The 20369-nt window shown below is 73.0% G+C and carries 22 protein-coding genes; 13 read left to right on the top strand and 9 right to left on the bottom strand.

All coding sequences use genetic code 11. The features are described 5' to 3' along the window. Positions 1-428 precede the first annotated feature (428 nt). On the bottom strand, positions 429-2273 hold the full coding sequence (locus tag HF519_RS02245) for an NHL domain-containing thioredoxin family protein (RefSeq protein WP_169409956.1): 1845 nt from the start codon (positions 2271-2273) through the stop codon (positions 429-431). A 114-nt stretch (positions 2274-2387) separates the two neighbouring features. On the opposite strand from HF519_RS02245, the gene HF519_RS02240 reads away from it, so the two are divergent. After that, positions 2388-3194 (top strand): Fpg/Nei family DNA glycosylase, encoded by an 807-nt coding sequence (locus HF519_RS02240; protein ID WP_169409920.1) that lies wholly within the window; start codon positions 2388-2390, stop codon positions 3192-3194. Positions 3195-3237: 43 nt separating this feature from the next. Here HF519_RS02240 and HF519_RS30835 read toward each other — a convergent pair whose 3' ends face one another. Further along, positions 3238-3945, bottom strand: a complete 708-nt coding sequence (locus tag HF519_RS30835) for a phosphatase PAP2 family protein (protein ID WP_169409919.1) — start codon at positions 3943-3945, stop codon at positions 3238-3240. Between the two features lie 41 nt (positions 3946-3986). Beyond that, positions 3987-5672: a glucose-6-phosphate isomerase gene (gene pgi, locus HF519_RS02230; protein WP_312859848.1), complete on the bottom strand. Its 1686-nt coding sequence runs from the start codon at positions 5670-5672 to the stop codon at positions 3987-3989. Between the two features lie 675 nt (positions 5673-6347). Between pgi and HF519_RS02225 the strand changes: the two genes are divergently transcribed. The 10 genes from HF519_RS02225 (at position 6348) to HF519_RS02180 (ending at position 15018) form a co-directional block, all read left to right on the top strand. Next, a complete protein-coding gene (locus HF519_RS02225; RefSeq protein WP_169409918.1) occupies positions 6348-6836 on the top strand; it encodes a DoxX family protein in 489 nt (162 codons plus the stop codon). A 91-nt stretch (positions 6837-6927) separates the two neighbouring features. Next, a complete protein-coding gene (locus HF519_RS02220) occupies positions 6928-7383 on the top strand; it encodes a DoxX family protein (protein WP_169409917.1) in 456 nt (151 codons plus the stop codon). A gap of 119 nt (positions 7384-7502) precedes the next feature. Continuing rightward, the gene (locus tag HF519_RS02215) at positions 7503-7940 is read left to right on the top strand and encodes a DoxX family protein (protein ID WP_169409916.1); all 438 of its coding nucleotides are present in this window, start codon (positions 7503-7505) and stop codon (positions 7938-7940) included. Between the two features lie 169 nt (positions 7941-8109). After that, complete coding sequence (locus HF519_RS02210; protein WP_211169415.1) at positions 8110-9129, top strand: iron ABC transporter substrate-binding protein; 1020 nt, start codon at positions 8110-8112, stop codon at positions 9127-9129. Positions 9130-9134: 5 nt separating this feature from the next. After that, complete coding sequence (locus tag HF519_RS02205) at positions 9135-10682, top strand: ABC transporter permease (protein ID WP_211169414.1); 1548 nt, start codon at positions 9135-9137, stop codon at positions 10680-10682. Next, a complete protein-coding gene (locus HF519_RS02200; RefSeq protein WP_169409914.1) occupies positions 10679-11764 on the top strand; it encodes an ABC transporter ATP-binding protein in 1086 nt (361 codons plus the stop codon). The genes HF519_RS02205 and HF519_RS02200 overlap by 4 nt, the downstream gene beginning before the upstream one ends. A 36-nt stretch (positions 11765-11800) precedes the next feature. Further along, positions 11801-12679 (top strand): HipA family kinase, encoded by an 879-nt coding sequence (locus tag HF519_RS02195; protein WP_211169413.1) that lies wholly within the window; start codon positions 11801-11803, stop codon positions 12677-12679. Next, positions 12676-13101, top strand: coding sequence for a DUF3037 domain-containing protein (locus tag HF519_RS02190; protein ID WP_169409913.1), 426 nt, complete (start codon positions 12676-12678; stop codon positions 13099-13101). Before HF519_RS02195 ends, HF519_RS02190 begins: the two co-directional genes overlap by 4 nt. Positions 13102-13225: 124 nt before the next feature. Then, positions 13226-14287, top strand: a complete 1062-nt coding sequence (locus HF519_RS02185) for a phosphotransferase family protein (protein ID WP_169409912.1) — start codon at positions 13226-13228, stop codon at positions 14285-14287. A gap of 206 nt (positions 14288-14493) precedes the next feature. After that, complete coding sequence (locus tag HF519_RS02180) at positions 14494-15018, top strand: DUF6069 family protein (RefSeq protein ID WP_246242185.1); 525 nt, start codon at positions 14494-14496, stop codon at positions 15016-15018. On the opposite strand, the gene HF519_RS02175 is transcribed toward HF519_RS02180, so the two are convergent. Continuing rightward, entirely contained in the window at positions 15015-15815 is an 801-nt protein-coding gene (locus tag HF519_RS02175) for a hypothetical protein (protein ID WP_312859847.1), read from the bottom strand. The two genes, HF519_RS02180 and HF519_RS02175, sit on opposite strands and share 4 nt — an antisense overlap. A 155-nt stretch (positions 15816-15970) precedes the next feature. Here HF519_RS02175 and HF519_RS02170 point away from each other — a divergent pair, with 155 nt between their 5' ends. Next, positions 15971-16270: a hypothetical protein gene (locus HF519_RS02170; protein ID WP_169409911.1), complete on the top strand. Its 300-nt coding sequence runs from the start codon at positions 15971-15973 to the stop codon at positions 16268-16270. Positions 16271-16299: 29 nt separating this feature from the next. Here the strand turns inward: HF519_RS02170 and HF519_RS02165 are convergent, their stop codons facing one another. The 3 genes from HF519_RS02165 to HF519_RS02155 are packed head-to-tail and all read right to left on the bottom strand — an operon-like array spanning position 16300 to position 18697. Then, the gene (locus HF519_RS02165; RefSeq protein ID WP_169409910.1) at positions 16300-16971 is read right to left on the bottom strand and encodes a hypothetical protein; all 672 of its coding nucleotides are present in this window, start codon (positions 16969-16971) and stop codon (positions 16300-16302) included. A gap of 20 nt (positions 16972-16991) precedes the next feature. Then, positions 16992-17375 (bottom strand): PPOX class F420-dependent oxidoreductase, encoded by a 384-nt coding sequence (locus HF519_RS02160; RefSeq protein ID WP_312859846.1) that lies wholly within the window; start codon positions 17373-17375, stop codon positions 16992-16994. Beyond that, on the bottom strand, positions 17372-18697 hold the full coding sequence (locus HF519_RS02155; protein ID WP_169409909.1) for a cytochrome P450: 1326 nt from the start codon (positions 18695-18697) through the stop codon (positions 17372-17374). Before HF519_RS02155 ends, HF519_RS02160 begins: the two co-directional genes overlap by 4 nt. Before the next feature lie 138 nt (positions 18698-18835). Between HF519_RS02155 and HF519_RS02150 the strand changes: the two genes are divergently transcribed. After that, positions 18836-19732, top strand: coding sequence for a metallophosphoesterase family protein (locus HF519_RS02150; RefSeq protein WP_312859845.1), 897 nt, complete (start codon positions 18836-18838; stop codon positions 19730-19732). Here HF519_RS02150 and HF519_RS02145 read toward each other — a convergent pair. Both HF519_RS02145 and HF519_RS02140 read right to left on the bottom strand, forming a co-directional pair. Continuing rightward, positions 19683-20006, bottom strand: a complete 324-nt coding sequence (locus tag HF519_RS02145; RefSeq protein WP_169409907.1) for a hypothetical protein — start codon at positions 20004-20006, stop codon at positions 19683-19685. The two genes, HF519_RS02150 and HF519_RS02145, sit on opposite strands and share 50 nt — an antisense overlap. Positions 20007-20063: 57 nt before the next feature. Continuing rightward, positions 20064-20318, bottom strand: a complete 255-nt coding sequence (locus HF519_RS02140) for a type B 50S ribosomal protein L31 (protein WP_169409906.1) — start codon at positions 20316-20318, stop codon at positions 20064-20066. Positions 20319-20369 lie beyond the last annotated feature (51 nt).

Here is a 20369-nt window from a genome sequence, read left to right as displayed (position 1 = left end):
GTCGGGCTGGGCGGCGGGACACTGCCGGTGTCGTCCGTGAGAGGCAACGGACGGATCGTCGTCCGCACGGCGTCGACGGCACTGGTGAGCGGAAGCGGTGTCGGTTCTCCGGTCACCGTCACCTACTCCGACGGGACGACCAAGACGTTCACTGTCACGGCCGTACGCACGGCGACCGCCGCCGAACTCCCAACCCTGCTGGGCAGCGGCAAGGTGGTCGTGGTGGCCGCCGCCGACGGCGGTCTCACGGTCCTGACCGCTTCCTGACCCGAGCGATCCCCTCCCCCGTCCGGCCGCGCCGTGTGCCCACGGCGCGGCCGGACTGTTCTGTGCCGGCCCCCGCGGGTTCGCCCGCGGCGCGCCGGCTGGCTCCGGCGGGTGACGGCGTCTGGACGGTCGTCACCGCCGCGTGATACTCCGCGTAGCCGTCAGACGGCACGCAGATCGAGCACCAGCTCCCCGGGGGCGCCCGGCACCAGCCGGACCGGGATGCCCCAGTCCTGCTGGTAGCGGTGGCACGCGGCGAAGATGCCGGCCTCGCCGTCGCCCCCGTCGCACGTGGCCGCGGCCACACTCACCTGCAGCACACCCTCGACCGGCCCGCCCGCGCCGGGGTCGGTCAGCCGCAGCGTCCGGACCAGCCCCGGCGCGGTGCCCCCGCCGTCGAGCAGCAGTTCCGGCGGGAAAGCCGCGACGGTCAGCGACGTCGGGTCGCCGAACCGGCCGTCGAGGTGCTGGCCGGTGGGCGGGGTGAACGCGATCGTCAGTTCCAGCGAGCCGGGGGACAGATCGGTGCGGGCCCGGCGGACCCGGTGCGCCCCGGCGTCCACCCGGGCACCGGCCGGGATCGGCACCCGGACCAGCCGGTGCGCGGCGGACTCCACGACGACGAGGTCCGTGCCGTCGACGAGTACGTCGCTGGGTTCGCGCAGATCGCGGGCGAGCGTGGTGACCTCGCGCGTCTGCGGGGAGTAGCGACGGATCGCGCCGTTGTAGGTGTCGGCGACGGCGATCGAGCCGTCCGGCAGCACGGCGACGCCCAGCGGGTGCTGCAGCAGCGCCGGGACGTCGGGGGAGGAGGCGGGTCCGTCACGGAACCCGAAGTCGAACAGGCCCTGCCCGACCGCCGTGCTCACCGCGGCGCCGACCACCGGCTCGGCGACCACCGAGCGGACCGCCGAGGTCTCCGAGTCGGCGACCCACAGCGTCCCGGCGTCGTCGACGGCGAGTCCGGAGGGCTGGGCGAAGAACGCCTCGTGAGGCGCCCCGTCGCGGAGCCCCTCATTGGTCGTGCCCGCGAGCACCGTCACGGCCCCGCCGACGGGGTCGAACGACCACAACTGGTGGCTGCCGGCCATGGCGACGACGATCCGGTCGCGCCACCACGCGACGTCCCACGGTGTGGACAGCTCGGCACCGGCCGCGCCGACGTCGACCCGGGCCCGCAGCTGCTCGCCGGTCCCGGCCACCGTGGTCACGCGCCCGTCGGCCAGCCGCACCCCGCGCAGTGCGTGGTTCACGCTGTCAGCCACGACGACGTCGTAGCCCACCGCGGCGGCCACCTCCGGCGGCAGCGCGGCGAGGCCCTGTGGTTCGGAGAACCGGGCCGGGACGCCGTCCGCGCTGTCGATGAGCCCGCGGGCGCCGTCGCCGATGCGCCGGCGTTCGGTGGCCAGGTCGGCGTCGAGCTCGACGAGCTGGTGGTGCGCGGTGTCGGAGACGAGGAAGCCCCCGCCGGACAGCGCGATGATCTTGCCCGGGAACCGCAGCGTCGTCGTCGGCTCGGGCGGCGCGACGTAGGGCCCGTCGCCGCGGTGCAGCGTTCCCGCCCCGTCGTGCTCGGCGATCAACTCCTCGATCAGCACACCGAGCCCGTGCGCGTGGCCCTCGCCGGCCATCTGCGCCACCACGTATCCCTGCGGGTCGACGACGACGAGCGTCGGCCAGGCGCGCGCGGCGTAGGCGTCCCAGGTGATGAGCTCGGGGTCGTCGAGCACCGCGTGGTGGACGCCGTAGCGCTCGACGGCGGCCTCGACGGCGTGCGGGTGGGCCTCGTGGACGAACTTCGGGGAGTGCACGCCGATCGTCACCAGGACGTCGGCGAACCGCTCCTCGAGCGGGCGCAGTTCGTCGAGCACGTGCAGGCAGTTGACACAGCAGAACGTCCAGAAGTCCAGCAGCACGATCCTGCCGCGCAGGTCGGTCAGCGACAGCTCGCGCCCGCCCGTGTTCAGCCAGCGCCGTCCGCGCAGCTCCGGCGCTCGTACCCGCATCCGTCCCGTGCCCACACCGGCGATCAACGCGGCCCGCCCCGGCACTGTTCCGGTGATCGGCTGCCGCGATCGGTCCGGTGCGCGGCGCGGGCTCCCGGGCCTGAGACTGAAACCGTGCCCGAACTGCCCGAGGTGGAGCGCGCGCGCCAGGTCCTGCTGGGCGCCCTGGATCGCGAGATCGCCGACATCGACGACACCGACGACTGGGTGTGCCGCCCGCATCGGCCAGGTGACATCGCGAACGCCCTGGCCGGAGGCCGTCTCGTCGAGGCGCACCGGCGGGGCAAGGCGATGTGGTGCGAGACCGAGACCGCCGACGGCAGTGCCGGGCCGCGGCTCGGGATCCACCTCGGCATGGGCGGGCGCCTGATCGTCTCCGGGGACGACGGCGAGCAGGCCGGAGGTGAGCCCGACCGTCCCGACCGCTCACCGCGCAAGCCCGAGTGGGACCGGTTCACCGTGACCTTCGCCGACGGCGGGCAGTTGCGGTTGTTCGACAAGCGCCGGCTCGGCCGGGTCCGGCTCGAACCCGACATCGACGCGCTCGGCCCGGACGCCGAGGACATCACCCCGGCCCAGTTCCGCGAACGCATCGCCCGCGGGCGTTCCGCGGTCAAGGCCCGGCTGCTCGATCAGAGCGTGCTGGCCGGGGTGGGCAACCTGCTGGCCGACGAGACGCTGTGGCAGGCGAGGATCCGGCCGTCGGTTCCGGCCGACGAGCTGACCCGCACCGAACTGGACCGGCTCCACCGCGCCCTGGAGAGCTCACTCCGGGCGGCCATCGAGAAGGGCGGGGTGCACACCGGCGAGGTGATCGGCGAGCGCAACGCGGACGGGGCGTGTCCCCGTTGCGGGGCACCCATGCTCCACGGCACCGTCGGCGGCCGCTCCACCTGGTGGTGCTCGGCGGAGCAGCAGTAGTAGCCCCGCGCCCCACGGGTTTCGCCACGAACGGCACTTTCGGTCAAACCTGTTGGCCGAAAGTGCCGTTCGTGGCACGTGGGGTGGCGGAGCGGGCGGCCGCGGGGCGGCGGCGCCACCATGCCCAGACCGTCACGCACACCGCGAGCCAGGCGGCGCCCACCAGCCAGCCGGCCAGCACGTCGCTGAACCAGTGCACGCCGAGATAGAGCCGGGTGGCTCCGACCGTGCCGACCCACAGCGTGGCGGCAACGAGGAGCCCGACCCGGGTCGCGATCCGGCGCCTGCCCCACGCGAGCGCCACGAGCGCCCCGATCACCACGATCGACATGGTTGCGTGCCCCGACGGCAACGACTCGTTGGTCTCGTTCACCAACCGGTCGACCGCCGGCGGCCGGGGCCGGTCGAAGGCCAGCTTGAGCAGCCGGAACACCACGCTCGCCCCGGCCATCGCCACCACGAGGAACACGGCGTCCAGGCGCCGGCCCCGAACCCACAGCCACCCGCCCACCAGCACCGAGAGGACCGCCATGGCCGCCGTGCTGCCGATCGTGGTGACGGTGACGGCGAGCGTCGTCGCGTCGACGGAGCGCACCTCGAGGAACTCGGTGAGCACCGGTACGTCCGCGGTGCCCGGCCCGGTGCCGGTGGCTCCGGCGTACAGCAGGAAACCGGCGGCCGCGGCGAGCACGACGGTCGCCGCCAGCCCCGCCGCCACGACAGCGCGTACTCCCGACGACTCGTCGTCCACTCGTCCATCCTCGTTCCGTGCAGGCGGACGCGCAGGTCCGCTCAGGCCTTGCGGCCCCGCAGCTGCCGGTACCGGCGGACCAGCGCGGCCGTCGAGGCGTCGAGCCCGCTGACATCCGGCTCGTCGCCGCTGAGCACCGGCACCAACTGCTGCGCCAGCACCTTGCCCAGCTCCACACCCCACTGGTCGAACGAGTCGATGCCCCAGATCGTGCCCTCCACGAACGTCACGTGCTCGTAGAAGGCGATGATCTGGCCGAAGGTGGACGGGGTCAGCTTCGGCGCGAGGATCGTCGAGCTCGGCCGGTTACCCGGCATCACCTTGTGCGGCACGAGGTGCGACGGGGTGCCCTCCGCCGAGATCTCCGCGGCGGTCTTGCCGAAGGCGAGTGCGGCGGTCTGGGCGAACAGGTTGGCCGCGAACAGGTCGTGCATGTCGGCGTCGCCCTCGCCGGGCAGCACGTCGATCGGCTCCGCGAACCCGATGAAGTCGCACGGCACGAGCCGGGTGCCCTGGTGCAGCAGCTGGTAGAAGGCGTGCTGGCCGTTCGTGCCCGGCTCGCCCCAGTAGATCTCGCCGGTGTCGGTGGCGACCGGGGTGCCGTCCTCGCGGACCGACTTGCCGTTGCTCTCCATCGTCAGCTGCTGCAGGTAGGCGGGCAGCCGGTGCAGGTACTGGGCGTAGGGCAGTACAGCGTGGGTTTCCGCGCCGAAGAAGTCGTCGTACCAGATCCCGAGCAGCCCGGCGATCACCGGCAGGTTCCGCTCCAGCGGCGTGGTGCGAAAGTGCACGTCCATCGCGTGCATCCCGTCGAGCATCTCGCGGAAGCGTTCCTTACCGATGGCCACCATGACCGACAGCCCGATCGCCGAGGGCAGCGAGTAGCGGCCACCGACCCAGTCCCAGAAGCCGAACATGTTGGCCTCGTCGATGCCGAACCCGCGCACCTTCTCGGCGTTCGTGGACACCGCGACGAAGTGCTTCGCGACGGCCTTCTGGTCCCCGCCCAGCCCGTCGAGCAGCCACTGCCGCGCGTTGCGGGCGTTGGTCAGCGTCTCCAGGGTCGTGAACGTCTTGGACGCGACGATGAACAGCGTGGTCGCCGGGTCCAGGTCACGCAGCGTCTCGGCCAGGTCGGCGGGATCGATGTTGGACACGAACCGGAAGGTGAGCTCGCGGTCGGAGTAGGCCCTGAGCGCCTCGTAGGCCATCACCGGACCGAGATCGGAGCCGCCGATGCCGATGTTGACCACCGTCCGGATCCGCTGACCGGTGTGGCCGGTCCACTCCCCGGAGCGGACCCTGTCGGAGAACTCGCCCATCCGGTCCAGCACCGCGTGCACGTCGGCGACGACGTCCTGACCGTCGACGACGAGCGTCGCGTCGCGGGGCAGCCGCAGCGCGGTGTGCAGCACGGCACGGTCCTCGCTGGTGTTGATGTGGTCCCCGCGGAACATCGCCTCGATCCGCTCGGGCAGCCGCGCCCGCCGCGCCAGCGCCACGAGCAGGGGCAGCGTCTCCCGGGTGATGCGATGTTTGGAGTGATCCAGCGTGAGGTCGGCACCCGTTGCGGTCAGCGCCTCGACCCGGCCCGGGTCGTCGGCGAACAGTTCCCGCAGGTGCAGCGGCGCGACGGCGTCATGGTGCGTGACCAGCGCGGCCCACTCGGGGGTCGCGGTGATGTCGGCGTGCTCGGTCGGGGCGCTACTTGATCTGCTCTCGGACACGGGCTCATCATGCCCACTCTCCGGGCCGGTCAGGCAGCTCGGAGCGGCAGTTGCCGCAGATCGGCACCTGGGGCCACGGCCGGCCGGGCTCGCCAGGCGGACGACCGTGGCGTCGGGTGCTGCCGGCGCCCCCCAGAACCCGCCGGCTGACGTCAACGATGCCGTCCGGGCCGTCGCCGAGGACGGCCCGGTGTTCGCCGTGCCGATCACGCGGGTCACGGACGTGACGTGGCCGTGGCACTGGTTCGGTGGCGGCGTCAAGCTCCGCGCGGCGGGGAGCAGTACAAGATCACTTTCGTGCGGCCGAACGGGGCGCCCGACCCGTCGCCCTCGCTGCTCGACACCGGCGCTGCGGTGCTGTTCGCCGCCGCGCGCGACCGAGCACGTGCGTGGGTCACCCGATGCGGGTGCGGGCGTCGACGACGGGTGGGGAGCTCGTCGTCGGGGCCGGTCAGGTGGAGGTGCCAGGGCGGTGGAGCCGGTCACTCGGCGAATCGGCCGTCACTCTGATGAGGCGCGGTCGTTGACCGTTCGAGTGATTCACGGTGTCGTTCGTCGCTCTGAGAGGGTTCGTCACCGAATGATGCGCCGATCGGCATAGATCGCCACGCCCTTCGGTCTAGCGTTCGTTCACCCACTGAGGTACTCCCACCCCAGACTGTTCGGAGGACTTGCATGACCCGCTCCCTTCCCGGGCCCTCCCGCGACGCCGCGCTCCTCGTCGCCCGCCTGGTGCTCGGCGTGGTGCTGATCGCGCACGGATGGCAGAAGCTCGTTATCAACGGGATCTCCGGCACGGCCGAGGTGTTCCACAACTTCGGCATCCCGCTGGCCATCCTCGCCACGTCGTTCACGGTTGTGGTCGAGCTCGTGGGCGGCGCGATGTTGATCTTCGGTGTGCTGGTCCCGGTGGCCAGCTCCTTCATCATGGTGGTCATGGTCGGAGCCATCGGTTTCGTGCACGCCCCGCACGGGATCTTCGCCAGCAAGGGCGGCTGGGAGCTCGTCGCGGTCATCGCCGCCGGCATCCTGGCGCTCTCGGCGACCGGTCCCGGCCGGTACAGCATCGAGCACCTGCTGCGGTCGCGGAAGCCGGAGGTGCCGGCCCCCGTCGTGGTCCCCGAGCAGATCACCACCTCGCCGTTCCTGGTCCAGGGACGCTGACGCGGCAGCGGGCGGCCGCGCGGCGCCGGGGCGGCCCGGTTAGCGTGAACGTGACTTTTGTTCAACGTTCATCTACCGGAGGTCCTCCCGCATGTCCCGCTCCCTGCCCGGCTCCGCCCGCGACGTCGCCCTGCTCGCCGCGCGCCTGGTGCTCGGCGCCGTCCTGATTGCCCACGGCTGGCAGAAGCTCGCCACGAACGGAATCGCCGCAACAACCGAGGCGTTCGCCGGGGTGGGAGTCCCGCTCGCCCCGTTGGCCGCCATCGTCGCCACGCTGGTCGAGCTGGTCGGCGGTGTCCTGCTCGTGGTCGGAGCGGCGACGGCGGTGGCCGGCATCCTGGTCGTACTCACCATGCTCGGCGCGGCCCTGCTGGTGCACGCCGGGAACGGGATCTTCGCTGCGGACGGCGGATGGGAACTGGTCGGCGTCATCGCCGTGACGGCCCTCGTCCTCGCGGCGACCGGGGCCGGCCGGTTCAGCGTCGACCATGCGCTGGCCTCCCGAGGCGCGAAGGCGCAGGTCGAGCCGTCCCGGTCGGCGGCCTGACGGCCCTTCCCCGGACTTCGCGGCCGAGGGCCTCCCGCTTGAAGGACGTCATCGAGGGGTACCCGGCGGGCCGGCGACCGCGAGCGTGGTCGCCGGCCCTACTCGGCGGAGACCCACCGATGTTCAGTGCACTGCCCGCTCCTGCGCGCGACGTCGCGCTTCTCGTCGCCCGCATCGTGTTGGGGGTGATCCTCATCGCGCACGGGGCGCAGAAGTTCTTCACCTTCGGCATCGGCGGGACGGCCGCCGCCTTCGAGGGCATGGGCATCCCGTTGCCGGCCGTCTCCGCCGCTGTCGCGGCCACCGTCGAACTGGTCGGCGGTGCGTTGCTGATCCTGGGTGTCGCGACGGCGGTCGTCGGCCTGCTCGTCGTGCTCGAGATGCTCGGCGCGGCCCTGCTGGTGCATGTCGGCAACGGCATCTTCATCGCGAACGGAGGCTGGGAACTCACCGGCGCGATCGGAGCGGCCGCGCTGACGCTGGCCGCCGTGGGGCCCGGCCGGTTCAGCGTCGACCACGCGCTGGGCGCCCGCCGGGATCCGGCCGGGGCGCGCTAGTACCCGTTCCGCCGGAACCGGGAATCCAGCGTCGTTGTCCGTTTGTTCCGGTCGGTCCCGAAAGTTCCCTGTTTCGCATTCTCGGTACGGCCAGAACGTTTGCCTTGCCGATCTGTAGGAAATGCTAACCTCCGCTCGTCCGCAATTCCGGACCGAAGCAGGAGGACCCGTGTGGCACGGTAGGCGTGGGGCGCTGGTCGCCGCCATTCTGGTCGTCTCGGGGCTGGCGGCATCGCTGACGGGCTGCAGTGGGAACTCCGGACCCACGCTGACGCTCTACAACGCCCAGCACCAGGACCTCGCGCAGGCATGGATCGACGGCTTCACCGCCGAGACCGGCATCGAGGTCGAGGTGCGCCGCGGCGGCGACTTCGAACTGGCGAACCAGATCCTCGCCGAAGGCGACGCCTCGCCCGCGGACGTGTTCATCACCGAGAACTCCCCGGCGCTGTCGCTGCTCTCCAGCAAGGGCCGGCTGGCGCCGCTCGATCCGGCGACGCTCGCGCAGGTCCCGGCCCGGTTCTCCTCCGGCGCGGGTGACTGGGTCGGTATCGCGGCCCGGTCCACCGTGCTGGTCTACAACCCGTCGCTGATCCCGGCCGGCCAGCTGCCGGACTCGATCATGGAACTGTCCGGGCCGCAGTGGAAGGACCGGATCGCCGTCGCGGCCAACGGCGCCGACTTCCAGGCCATCGCGAGCGCCGTGTTCGCGGTCAACGGCGACGCCGCCGCCGGAGACTGGCTGGCGGGGCTCAAGCAGAACGCGAAGATCTACCCGAGCAACGTCGCCATCATGAAGGCGGTGAACGCCGGCGAGGTGCCGGCCGGGGTGATCTACCACTACTACTGGTACAAGGACCGCGCGGAATCGGGGCAGGACAGCAGGAACACGGAGCTGGAATTCTTCGACCATGGTGACGCCGGCGCTTTCGTGTCCGTTTCCGGTGGTGGCGTGCTGGCCTCCAGCAACAATTCCGCCGAGGCGCAGAGGTTCGTCGCCTACATGAGTGGGAAGGCCGGCCAGGAGGTGCTGGCGCGGACCGACGCCCTGGAGTACACGGTGGGCGAGGGAGTGGCACCCAACCCCGCGCTCAGGCCGTTCTCCGAGCTCGACCCACCCGCCGTCGACCTGAACACGCTCAACGGCCCGAAGGTGGTCGCGGAGATGCAACGGGTCGGCCTGCTGTGACGCGCGTGGCTGCACGGCCCCTACCGGCGGTGCGGCACGTCCCGCCGGTGCGGCTGGCGGTGGCGGTGGCGGTGGCCGCGCTGACCTTGGTCCCGCTCGCCTACGTGCTGGTCTCCGTGGTCGCGGTGGGGCCGGCGGAGGCCGCGCGGCTGTTGTGGCGGCCGCGCGTCGGCGAACTGCTGCGCAACACCGTCGGACTGACCGTGGCCGGCTGCGTCGCCTCCGCGGTGATCGGCACCGGGGCGGCCTGGCTGGTGGAGCGCACGACGCTGCCCGGGCGTCGGCTGTGGACCATGCTGATGGCGGCTCCGCTGGCGGTGCCCGCGTTCGTCAACAGCTACGGCTGGGTGTCGGTCACGAGCGCCGTCGAGGGGTTCGCGGGGGCGGTCCTGATCACGACCCTGTCCTACTTCCCGCTCGTCTACCTCCCGGTGGCCGCCGTGCTGCGCGGCATGGACCCGGCGTTCGAGGACATGTCCCGTGCGCTGGGCAACGGCCCGTGGCGGACCTTCTTCCGGGTCGTCCTCCCGCAGCTGCGGCCCGCGGTGCTGGGCGGGACCATGCTGGTCGGGCTGCACCTGCTCGCCGAGTTCGGCGCCCTGCAGTCGTTGCGCTTCCCGACCTTCACCACCGCGATCTACGACCAGTTCGAGTCGACGTTCAACGGACCGGCCGCGACGATGCTGGCCGGTGTCCTGGTGCTGAGCTGCCTGCTGCTGCTCGTCGCGGAGTTGCGGTTCGTCGGTCGCGCCCGGGTGGCCCGGGTCGGGGCCGGGGTGGCGCGCGCGGCGGTACCGCACCCGCTCGGGTCGGCGCTGCCCGTCACCGTGCTCGGGATGGCCGCGCTCGCGGTGCTGGCGCTGGGCGTCCCGCTCGGCAGCCTCGCCTACTGGCTGGTCGTGGGCAGCTCGACGGCGTTCCCGCTGGGCATGCTCGCGGCCGCCACCGCGACCTCGATCGGGCTGGGGGCCGCCGGCGCGGTGGCGACGTGCGTGCTCGCGGTGCCGGTGGCGTGGTTGTCGCTGCGCCGCCCCGGGCTGGTGAGCCGGGTGCTCGAGCGCAGCACCTACATCGCCGGGTCGCTGCCGGGAGTCGTCGTCGCGCTGTCGCTGGTGACGCTGTCCATCGCCTACCTGCCGACGGTCTACCAGACCACGGCGCTGCTGGTCGCGGCGTACGCCGTGCTGTTCATGCCGCGGGCGATGGTGAGCCTGCGGTCGGCACTGGCCCAGGTGCCGCCCGAGTTCGACGACACCGCCCGGGTACTCGGCGCGCGGCCGGCCGGCGTGCTGTGGCGGGTCACGCTGCCGCTGGTCGTCCGCGGACTCGGAGCGGGTGCGGCGCTGGTGTTCCTCGCGGTCGTCACCGAGCTGACGGCGACCCTGCTGCTCGCCCCGATCGGCACCACGACGCTGGCCACCGAGTTCTGGTCCAACACCTACGGTCTCGCCTACGGTGCGGCGGCCCCCTACGCGCTACTGATGATCGTCATCTCGGCACCGGCGGCCTACCTGCTGACCCGGGAGAGCCGCCGGACGGTGCCGGGCCGATGACCGAGATCAGGGACCGGGTCCGCGCGGCCGGGAAGGACGAGAACGTGGCCGGTGGGCTGCGCGTGGCCGGGGTGAGCAAGTCCTACGGGGCGGTCCCCGTGCTGCGCGGCGTCGACCTCGACGTCGAGGAGGGCAGCCTGACCGCCGTGCTCGGCCGCTCCGGGTGCGGCAAGACGACCCTGTTGCGGCTCATCGCCGGGTTCGACCGGCCGGACGCCGGCACGATCCACCTGGCCGGTCGCCCGGTCGCCGGGCCCGGTCTGGTCCTGGCGCCCGAGGAGCGCCGGATCGGTTACGTGACGCAGGAGGGCAACCTCTTCCCGCACCTGACCGTGGCCGCCAACATCGCGTTCGGGTTGCCGCGTCGCGCGCGACGCGCCCGGCACCGGGTGTCCGCGCTGCTGGAGATGGTCGGGCTCGACGGCGGGTACGCGCGCCGCTACCCGCACGAGCTGTCCGGCGGCCAGCAGCAACGCGTTGCGCTGGCCCGGGCCCTCGCCCCCGAACCCGGCATCGTGCTGCTCGACGAGCCGTTCGCCGCTCTCGACGTCGAGCTGCGGGAGAGCACCCGGCGGGCCGTCGTCGACGTGCTCGCCGCAGCCGGCGCCACGACCGTGCTGGTCACCCACGACCAGGCCGAGGCGCTGTCGCTGGCCTCGCGTGTCGCGGTGATGCGCGACGGCGCCGTCGTGCAGGTGGCGAGCCCTGCCGAGCTGTACCGGAACCCGGTCGACAGAGCGGTGGCCGCGTTCGTCGGGGACGTCGTCGCGCTCCCGGCCACCCTGCGCGGCGGGATCGCGGAATGCGCGCTCGGCGGGCTGCCGATCGCCGGCGACGGCGGGGCCGGGGACGGCCCGGTGACGGTCCTGGTCCGCCCCGAACAGATCGCCCTCGACGGGGACGACGGTGACGTCCCGGCACAGGTCCTGGAGATCGAGTACTACGGCCACGACGCGGTGGTACGGCTCGGGCTCGGGGGAGCGGTGACCGTGCGCGCGCGCTGCCCCGGCTACGCCCTGCCCGCGGTGGGGAGCCACGTGCGGCTCGTCGTCCGCGGCGAGGTGGGCGTCGACCGCTCCTGACCCGCACCCCATGGGGCGGCGGACCGTGGTGCGATCATGGGGGCCGGAGGGGAAGAGGTGACGGTGCTGCGACACGTGACGGCGATCCGCTACGTCACGCCCCTGCGCGAGGGCGGCTCGCTGCCCGGCCTGATGGAGGCCGACGACCTGGGCACCTACGTCGTGAAGTTCCACGGCGCGGGGCAGGGCCGCAAGGTGCTCGTCGCGGAGATCATCAGCGGTGAGCTGGCCCGCGGGCTGGGGCTTCCGGTTCCCGAGCTGACCACCGTCGACCTGGACCCGGAGCTCGGCCGTGCGGAGCCCGACCAGGAGGTGCAGGAGCTGCTCCGCAACTCACCGGGGCTCAACCTCGGACTGGACTTCCTGCCCGGCGCGCTGGACTTCGACCCCGTCGCCTTCTCCCCGGGCCCGGAGTTCGCCGGCCGGGTGCTGTGGTTCGACGGACTGGTCGGCAACGTCGACCGGTCCTGGCGGAACACCAACATGCTGTTGTGGCACCGTTCGCCCTACCTGATCGACCACGGCGCCACGCTCATCTTCCACCACAACTGGGCCGGCGCGCTGGCGAACCCGGCCGCGTTCGCGACCCGCGCCTACGACGCCGCGGACCACGTACTACTCACCGCCGGACCCGATCTCGACGCCGCCGACACCGAGCTCGCGCACCTGGTCACCGGTGAGCTGCTGGGCGCCGCCGTCGCCGCCGTCCCCGACGCGTGGCTCGCCGGCGAGCTCGGGTTCGACGGCCCTGACGAGGTGCGCGAGGCCTACGTCCGGCAGCTCACCGCGCGCCTCGACGCCCGTGACGCGTGGCTGCCCGGGATCCGCGCGGCCGCCGCGGGGGCGGACGGGAACCGCCAGGTGACGCGCGCACCGAACCCGCCCTTCACGCTGACCTGGCCACCGCGGTCATGACCCGCCACGTGTTCGAGTACGCGCTGCTGCGGGTGGTCCCGCGGGTGGAGCGTGGAGAGATGGTCAACGCCGGGGTGATCGTGTACTGCCGCGCCGTGGACTACCTGGGTGCGCGCGTCCACCTGGACGCCGCCCGGCTGCATGCGATCGACCCGGGCGCCGACCACGAGGCGATCGCCCGGGTGCTCGACGCCGTGGCCGGCGTCTGCGCGGTGGCCGAGGCGCCGCGCTCGGACCGGCGGACCGACGGTGCGCTGGCCGCGGTCGGACCGGCGGCGGGGGAGGACATCGGTCGCCGGTTCCGCCGGCTGACCGCTCCCCGCAGCACCGTCGTCCAGCCCGGGCCGGTGCACACCGGGCTGACCACCGACCCGGCCGCGGAGGCCGATCGGCTGCTCCGCGAGCTGGTCCTCCCGTTGTGAGCGGTGAGTGGTGCCCGGGGCACCACTCACCGCTCGGTTCCGGGCGACGGTGGTGAGTCACACATACGACGCGCACCGACGTCGACATCTGGTTCCGGGACGGCGCCCCCACTTGAATGGGGCCATGAGTCGATCACCGGAGATCGTCGCGCCCGAACCCGTGCCGGCCGACGCGTTGTCCAGGTGGCTCGCCGCGGAGGTCCCCGAGGTGAGCGTGGGACCGGCACCCGTGTCGGTCGAGCGGATCTCCGGGGGCCATTCGAACCTGACCTACCGGATCGTCGACGCCGCCGGCGTGCCGTGGGCACTGCGGCGCCCCCCGACCGGCGGGGTGCTCGCCACCGCTCACGACATGAGCCGGGAGTGGCGCTTCATCACCGCGCTCGCCCCGACCCCGGTCCCGGTGCCGCGCCCGGTCGCCTACTGCGCGGATACCGACGTGATCGGCGCCGAGTTCTATCTGATGGGCTTCGTCGACGGCATGGTGCTCGGCGACCAGGACGCCGGGGAGCGGTTCCCGCCCGCCCACCGGCACGCGGCCGGGCTCGCCGTCGTCGACGTGCTGGCGGACCTGCACGCCGTCGACCCGGACGCGGTCGGGCTGGGCGAGCTGCGCCGTCCCGGTAGCTATCTGGAGCGGCAGCTGCGGCGCTGGCACCGGCAGGTGCATGCCTCGGCGGTGCCGGACCTGTCGGTGATCGACGCCGTGCACGAGCGGCTGAATGCGCGGATGCCGGCGATGTCGGAGGTGCGGATCGCGCACGGCGACTTTCGGCCCGGCAACCTGTCGTTCTTCCGGGACGGCGGAATCGGCGCGATCTTCGACTGGGAGCTGGCCACCCTCGGTGACCCGCTCGCCGATCTGGGCTGGGTGCTGGCGTCCTGGGCCCGGCCGGGCGACACCGAGCCGCCGACCACGCCGGGCCCGACCGCGCTCGAGGGCTTCCCCGACCGCGACGAGCTGATCGCCCGGTACGCCGCCCGCTCCGGCCGCGATCTCACCGAGCTGCCCTACTACCTGGCGTTCGCCCGCTGGCGCTCGGCCTGTATCGGGGCCGGGGTCTACACCCGGTACGCGTCCGGCGTGATGGGCTCGGACGCCGCCGAGGCGGGTGACGTCGTCGTCGCGCGGCTGGATGCGGTGCAGGCGCAGGCCCGAACGGCGCTGGCCGCGCTCGAAGGCTGAGCGGAGCCCGCGCTTCCGGGCTGAAGCCCGGGTCGTGCCAGCAGCGCGGGCCGGCTGCGCCCGGTTCCGTCACCCCGCCGGGCGGTTTCTGCGGCCGGGCCGCGTCGGCGACGGCGGGAACGCCTCGGCTGCGCGACAATCGCCCGTCGCACACCGGCCCCGGCCGGGTGCGGAGACCGGGATCACGGCAGGACGGGGTGCAGACGATGGCCAGCGGGTACAACGAGCGGGGCGGCTCCGACCCCGACTACCCGGACTACGCAGAGCCCACCCGTCAACTGGGCCGGCGTCCGGCGGGCGCGACACCTGCCCTCAACGCCGGCCGGCTGTGGTCCGGCGGGGTGGCGACCGCGGTGGTCGCGGCGCTGATCGGACTCGTCGGGCTGCTCGTCGTGCGGGCCCTGCTGCAGATCCCGTACTTGGCCCCGGCCGGCGCGGGCGCGCTCGGCGACTCGCGGACCATCGTGCTGTGCATGTCCGCCGCGATCGCGGCGCTGGCTGCCACCGGGCTGGCCCACCTCCTGCTGGTGAGCACTCCGCGGCCGATGGCCTATTTCGGCTGGATCGTCGGTCTGCTCACCGCGGTGGCCGTGGTGCTGCCGTTCCTGGATTCCGAACCGCTGACCGTGCGGGTGGCGACCGCGATCATCCACCTCGTCGTCGGCATCGCGATCGGCAGCCTGGTGACGGGCGCGGCGGTCTCTGCGACCGGGGGCCGGGCCGCCGCCTAGCTATCGGTCCGGCCGGACCGGTGGGGGACCGGGACCTCGTCGGGGGCGGAGCGGGGCGTGGCGAACAGGTCGACGATCCGATCCCAGCGGTTGCGTCGTCCCGGAGGGAAGCGGCGGGACGACCGGGCAAGGCGCCGCGACCCCGGCCGGTACATCCGGCGCGCCCACGGCGAGCCGGGCCGCGCGAGCCGCATCGCGGCGACGAGGGCGACCAGCGGGATGAACACACCGATGATGCCCAGCAGCGTCCTGCCTTTGCCGATCGCGATCACTGCGAAGAGTAGGTTCGACGCGATCGCCAGCGCGGCCGCCGGGGCGCTCTCCTCGCTGCTGTCGGCCAGCGGGTTGGCTCCGATGAGCAGCAGCGCGCCGACCACCAGTGCGACCAGCACCGCGTCCACCGACCGGCGGCCCTCGGCGCTCCAGTAGACGTCATCGAGGTGCAGCCACAGGGCGAACTCGTCGAGGGTGAGGGCCGCTCCGATGCCGAACAGCACCGCGATGACCTGCACCCAGGGGCTTCCGGGACGGTAGGTCAGTTCGGCGGTGCCCGCGCCCAGCAGCAGGAAGATGCCGTAGACCTGGTGGTGCACGTGTACCCCACCGAGCGTGGTGTCACGGAACGGCCCGCGGCCGTCGCGGATCATGGACGTGATCAGCCGGGTGACGAGGAAGGTGACCAGGTAGGCGCCGAGCATCCAGGCGACCACGACGCGATGGTGCTGGAACGCCAGCCGAAACTCGAACCCGCTGTCCTGCACGATGGTGTCCTCCCGGCCGCTGCGCGGGTCGGCCACTGTCCCACCGGCTCGGGGAACGGCGCCAGCCCCTGACCCCCGGTCGTGCCGGCCGAAGCGGACGACGGCGGGCGAGGCGGGGCGTTTCGCCTCGGTGTCCGCGGGTAGCCGAGGCGGTCCGCCCCGCAGGGCCGCCGACCAGGAAGGAATCGACGATGACCACGGCCGGAGCCGCCGGCCACCCGGGCGCAGTGGGCGTCACGAGGTATGCCGCGACAGATGCGACGTCCACCGAGACCAGGCCCTCGTACCGGACCACCGAGTTCTTCGCGTACATCGCCGCTGCCGCCGCCATCGTGCTGACAGCGCTGGTGGTCGGCGACGACGGTGCCGGTGCCGACCCCTTCGGGGCGGACCAGGCCATTCGCTATCTCACGTTCCTGACCATCGGCTACATGGTCAGCAGAGGACTGGCCAAGGCCGGTTGCCGCGACTCCCGGGCCGCCGACCGGTGATCGCCGCGCGGGCGTCATACGCAGCCCGGTCACCGGCGCCGGGCGGCTCGCCGATCGGTCATCAGGAACACGCCCGCAGCCAGGATGACGGCCGGGACCCAGAGCCACCGTGACGTGGCCGCGCCGAGGCACTCGGCTTCCGCGGTCCGCCCGGTCTCGGCGGCGGCGGTCCGCAGCGTCCCGTCATCGGGAACGGCCGGGTCACCGGGGCGGAACCGGCCGGCGGCCACCGCGGCGGCGAGCCGTTCACGGCCCGTGTCCAGCGCGACGGCGTCGGCCACGGCCCCTGCTGCCGCGCATGTCCGCCCGACCGGGGTGAACCACTGCAGGGCCGACTGCACCGGGGCGGCCACGACGAGGGTCGCGCACAGCGCCGCGACCGCGGCGAAGGCGGCCAGCTCGGCCCGCCGGACCGGCGCGGCGCGGCCGTCGAGCCGGAAGAACACCGTGATCACGGTGAGCAGCGCGAGCCCCACGGCTGTCGCGAGCCAGTCCCACTCGCCGGCGCTGCCGAAGCTCAGCGCGACGACCGCGGCCAGCGCCGCACCGAGAAGCGCCGCCCGGTCCACGTCGGGGGCCGGCACCGCGTCACGCCGGCCCGGGCCCGGGGCCTCGGGCGGACCAGCCGGGGCGTCCCCGCTCACCGGCATCTCCGCATCCCGCTTCTCTACGGGGTCGGAGGTGTCCAGGGCAATGCCCATCGCGGGCGACCGTGTGCGGGTCAGCGCAGGGTGATCGCGAGCCCGGCGGTGCCGGCCGTCCCCCTGCGTAGCCGGCTGAGCGCGGTCAGCACCTGTCCGACGATGCCGTACTTGCGCCGGATCGCGGTCAGCACCCGCCGGGTGCCGGCCTCGTCCAGCACCCGGGCGGTACCGGCGACGGCGGGGCCGAGCGGCCGGCCGCGGCTGTCGGACTCGGCCAGCTCGACGCGCCCGTCGTGGCGGATCCGCTTGACCTTTCCGGAGCCGGTGGCCGTCCAGACGCCCAGTCCGTCCTCGAGCGGGGCGACCCAGACCGCGGTGGGCACCGGGGTGCCGTCGCGGCGGAACGTCGTCAGCACCACGTATCGGGCAGCGCCGAGCCGGTCGGTCGCCGAGTCGATCACGCCGGCACGCTGGCGCGGGTCAGCGTGACGGGCAGCGCCTCGTAGCCGCGCAGCACCCGCGTCGGGCGCCGGTGCGCCGGGCCGGCCGGGGCGAGGTCGGGGAACCGGTCGAACAGCGCGCGCAGCGCGACCTCGCCCTCCATGCGTGCCAGAGCAGCGCCGAGGCAGTAGTGGATGCCGCTGGAGAACGCGATGTTCTCCCCGGCCTCGGCACGGGTGACGTCGAAGCGGTGCGGGTCGGTGAAGACCTCGGGGTCCCGGTTCGCCCCTCCGATCAGCAGGACGACCACGGTGCCCGCCGCGACGGGGATGCCGCACACCTCGGTGTCGCGATGTGCGATCCGGCCGGTGCGCTGCACGGGCGACTCGACGCGCAGCATCTCCTCGACGGCGTTGCCCCACCGGTCCGGCTCGGCCTGCAGCACCGCGAGCTGGTCGGGGTGCTCCATCAGCAGGGCCGCGCCGCTGCCGATGAGGTTCACCGTGGTCTCGAAGCCGGCGGCGAGCAGCAGCATCGCGATGCTGATCAGCTCGTCCTCGGTGAGACGGTCGCCCTGGTCGTAAGCGGTGACGAGCGCGCTGAGGATGTTGTCGCCGGGATTGCGCCGGAGCGTCTCGAAGTGGCCGAGCATCCAGCTGTTCAACGCTTCGAGGTCCAGTTCGGAGCGCTTGAAGTCGGGGTAGCTCAGTCCCGCGTCCAGCGACAGCGCAGCGCCCGCGCCCCACTCGAGGAACTGCCGGCTCATCTCGACCGGCGCGCCGAGCATCTCCGCGATCACCGTGGCGGGCAGCAGGCTGGCGTAGTCCTCGATCAGGTCTGCCGTGTCACCCGGCTTCGCGGCCATCCCGTCGAGTAGGTCGGTGGCGATCTCCTCGGTCCGGGTGCGCAGCGCCGCGACGGCCCGCGCGCTGAACGCGCGGGTGACGAGCTTGCGGTAGCGGGTGTGGTCCGGCGGGTCCACCGCGAGCATCGACGGCGGCTGCACCGGCCCGAGCGTCCACCGCCCGCCGGCCTTGACGGCCAGGCCCATGACACCGGCCAGATTCTCGGGCATCCGCATCCCGACGCCGAAGTCCTGGCTGCGCAGGACCGCAGTCGCGACGTCGTGGTGCGCGGACGCGAGCGCGATCCCGGAGTCCACCAACCGGCCCTGCGCGCGCAGGGCGTCGTAGTGGGGGAACGGCTCGGCGAGGACGTCCGGGTCGACCATCAGACGGGCGCCGAGGTCGCCCTCCTGGGCGCGCTTGCCCACCACCCGGCGGATGATCCCGTGCCGCAGCGCCCACCGGATCCTGCGCCGCACTCCCCTCGAACCGGCCATGCCCGACCTCCCGTGCCGTCTTCCGCTCCGGTCGAAGCTACCGACGAGTAGCCAACGTGACCAGAGGCGGGCCTCAGCGATCGCTCAGCACGTCCGGCCGGGCGTGCGCCGTGACGGCCGGCCGGGTACGACTTGTCCGTGCCGTCTGCGTCGCCGTCCGTGTCGCCCCTCGGGCCCCCGTCCCGGTCGTCCCCGCGCCTGCTCGCCGTCAGCGACCTGCACGTGCGCTACCCGGAGAACCGCGCCATCGCCGAGGACCTGCGACCGGCCTCGGACGGGGACTGGCTGGTCGTCGCCGGTGACGTCGGAGAGCGCGTCGATACGGTGGTCAGCACGCTCGAGCGGCTACGGAGCCGGTTCGCCCGCGTGATCTGGGTGCCGGGTAACCACGAGCTGTGGACGCGGAGCAAGGACCCGGTCCAGCTGCGCGGCGAGCACCGCTACCGATACCTGGTCTCCGAGTGTCGCCGCATCGATGTCCTGACCCCGGAGGACCCGTTCCCGATCTGGACCGGCGACGGCGGCCCGGTGGTGATCGCGCCGCTGTTCCTGCTCTACGACTACTCGTTCTGGCCCGAGGGCACGTCGTCGCCGGAGGAGGCGATGGCCGCAGCCCGCCGCGCGGGCATCGTGTGCACCGATGAGCACCTGCTCCACCCCGATCCGTACCCGAGCCGGGAGGCCTGGTGCGACGCCCGGGTGGCCGAGACCGAGAAGCGCCTCGCCGCACTCGATCCGTCCCTGCCGACGGTCCTGGTCAACCACTGGCCGCTGACCCGCTTCCCGACCCGGGTGCTGCGCTACCCGGAGTTCGCGCTGTGGTGCGGCACCGAGCGCACCGCCGACTGGCACGTCCGGTTCCGTGCCGTCTCGGTGGTCTACGGCCACCTGCACATTCCCCGGGTGACCTGGGAGGACGGCGTGCGGTTCGTCGAGGCGTCGCTGGGCTACCCGCGCGAGCGGCGCTCCCGCGACGCCCGCGGAATCACCGTGGACCCGCTGCCTCGCCAGGTGCTGCCCGTTCCGCAGGGGTGAGCGCGCGTCGCCGCCGGTCGACCGGGACGCGCGGGCCCGGCGCCGCGCGCTGCCCGGTCAGGAAGACCGCCAGCCACAGCACCGGACCGGTGACCACGAGGATCAGGATGGCCAACCAGCCGGTCCGGTAGACGAAGCCGGTCGCGGCCCATCCCAGGATCCAGATCGCCATCAGCACCACCCGGGTGCGGATCATTCGCCGATGCACGGCGATCAGCGGCTCCCGCAGGTCGGTGACGACGACCGCGGGCGCGGGCCGGCTGCGACGGCGCACGGCGACCTCCTGGCGTGCGGCTGCGCGCCCGACGCTACGCCGCTGCCCCGACGCCGGTCAGCGCGCGCCGCGGCCACCGTAGCGACGACGGAACTTCTCGACCTGGCCTGCGGAGTCCAGAACGCGGGCCGCACCCGTCCAGAACGGGTGGGAGTACGCGGTCATGTCGACGCGGATCAGTGGGTAGGTGTTGCCGTCGGTCCACTCGATGGTGTCCGACGAGGTCTCGGTCGAGCGGGTCAGGAAGGCGTCGCCGGAGGAGCGGTCCTGGTAGACGACCGGGCCGTAGGCGGGGTGGATGTCAGGGCGCACTGGTTCCTCGCAGGGGTTGTGGGGGCTGTCGCTTCTGCTAGCGTCAGCATA

This window comes from Pseudonocardia bannensis (assembly GCF_012911875.1).
GTDB classification, from domain to species: Bacteria; Actinomycetota; Actinomycetes; order Mycobacteriales; family Pseudonocardiaceae; genus Pseudonocardia; species Pseudonocardia bannensis.
This window is presented reverse-complemented; position numbering and strand designations above follow the sequence as displayed.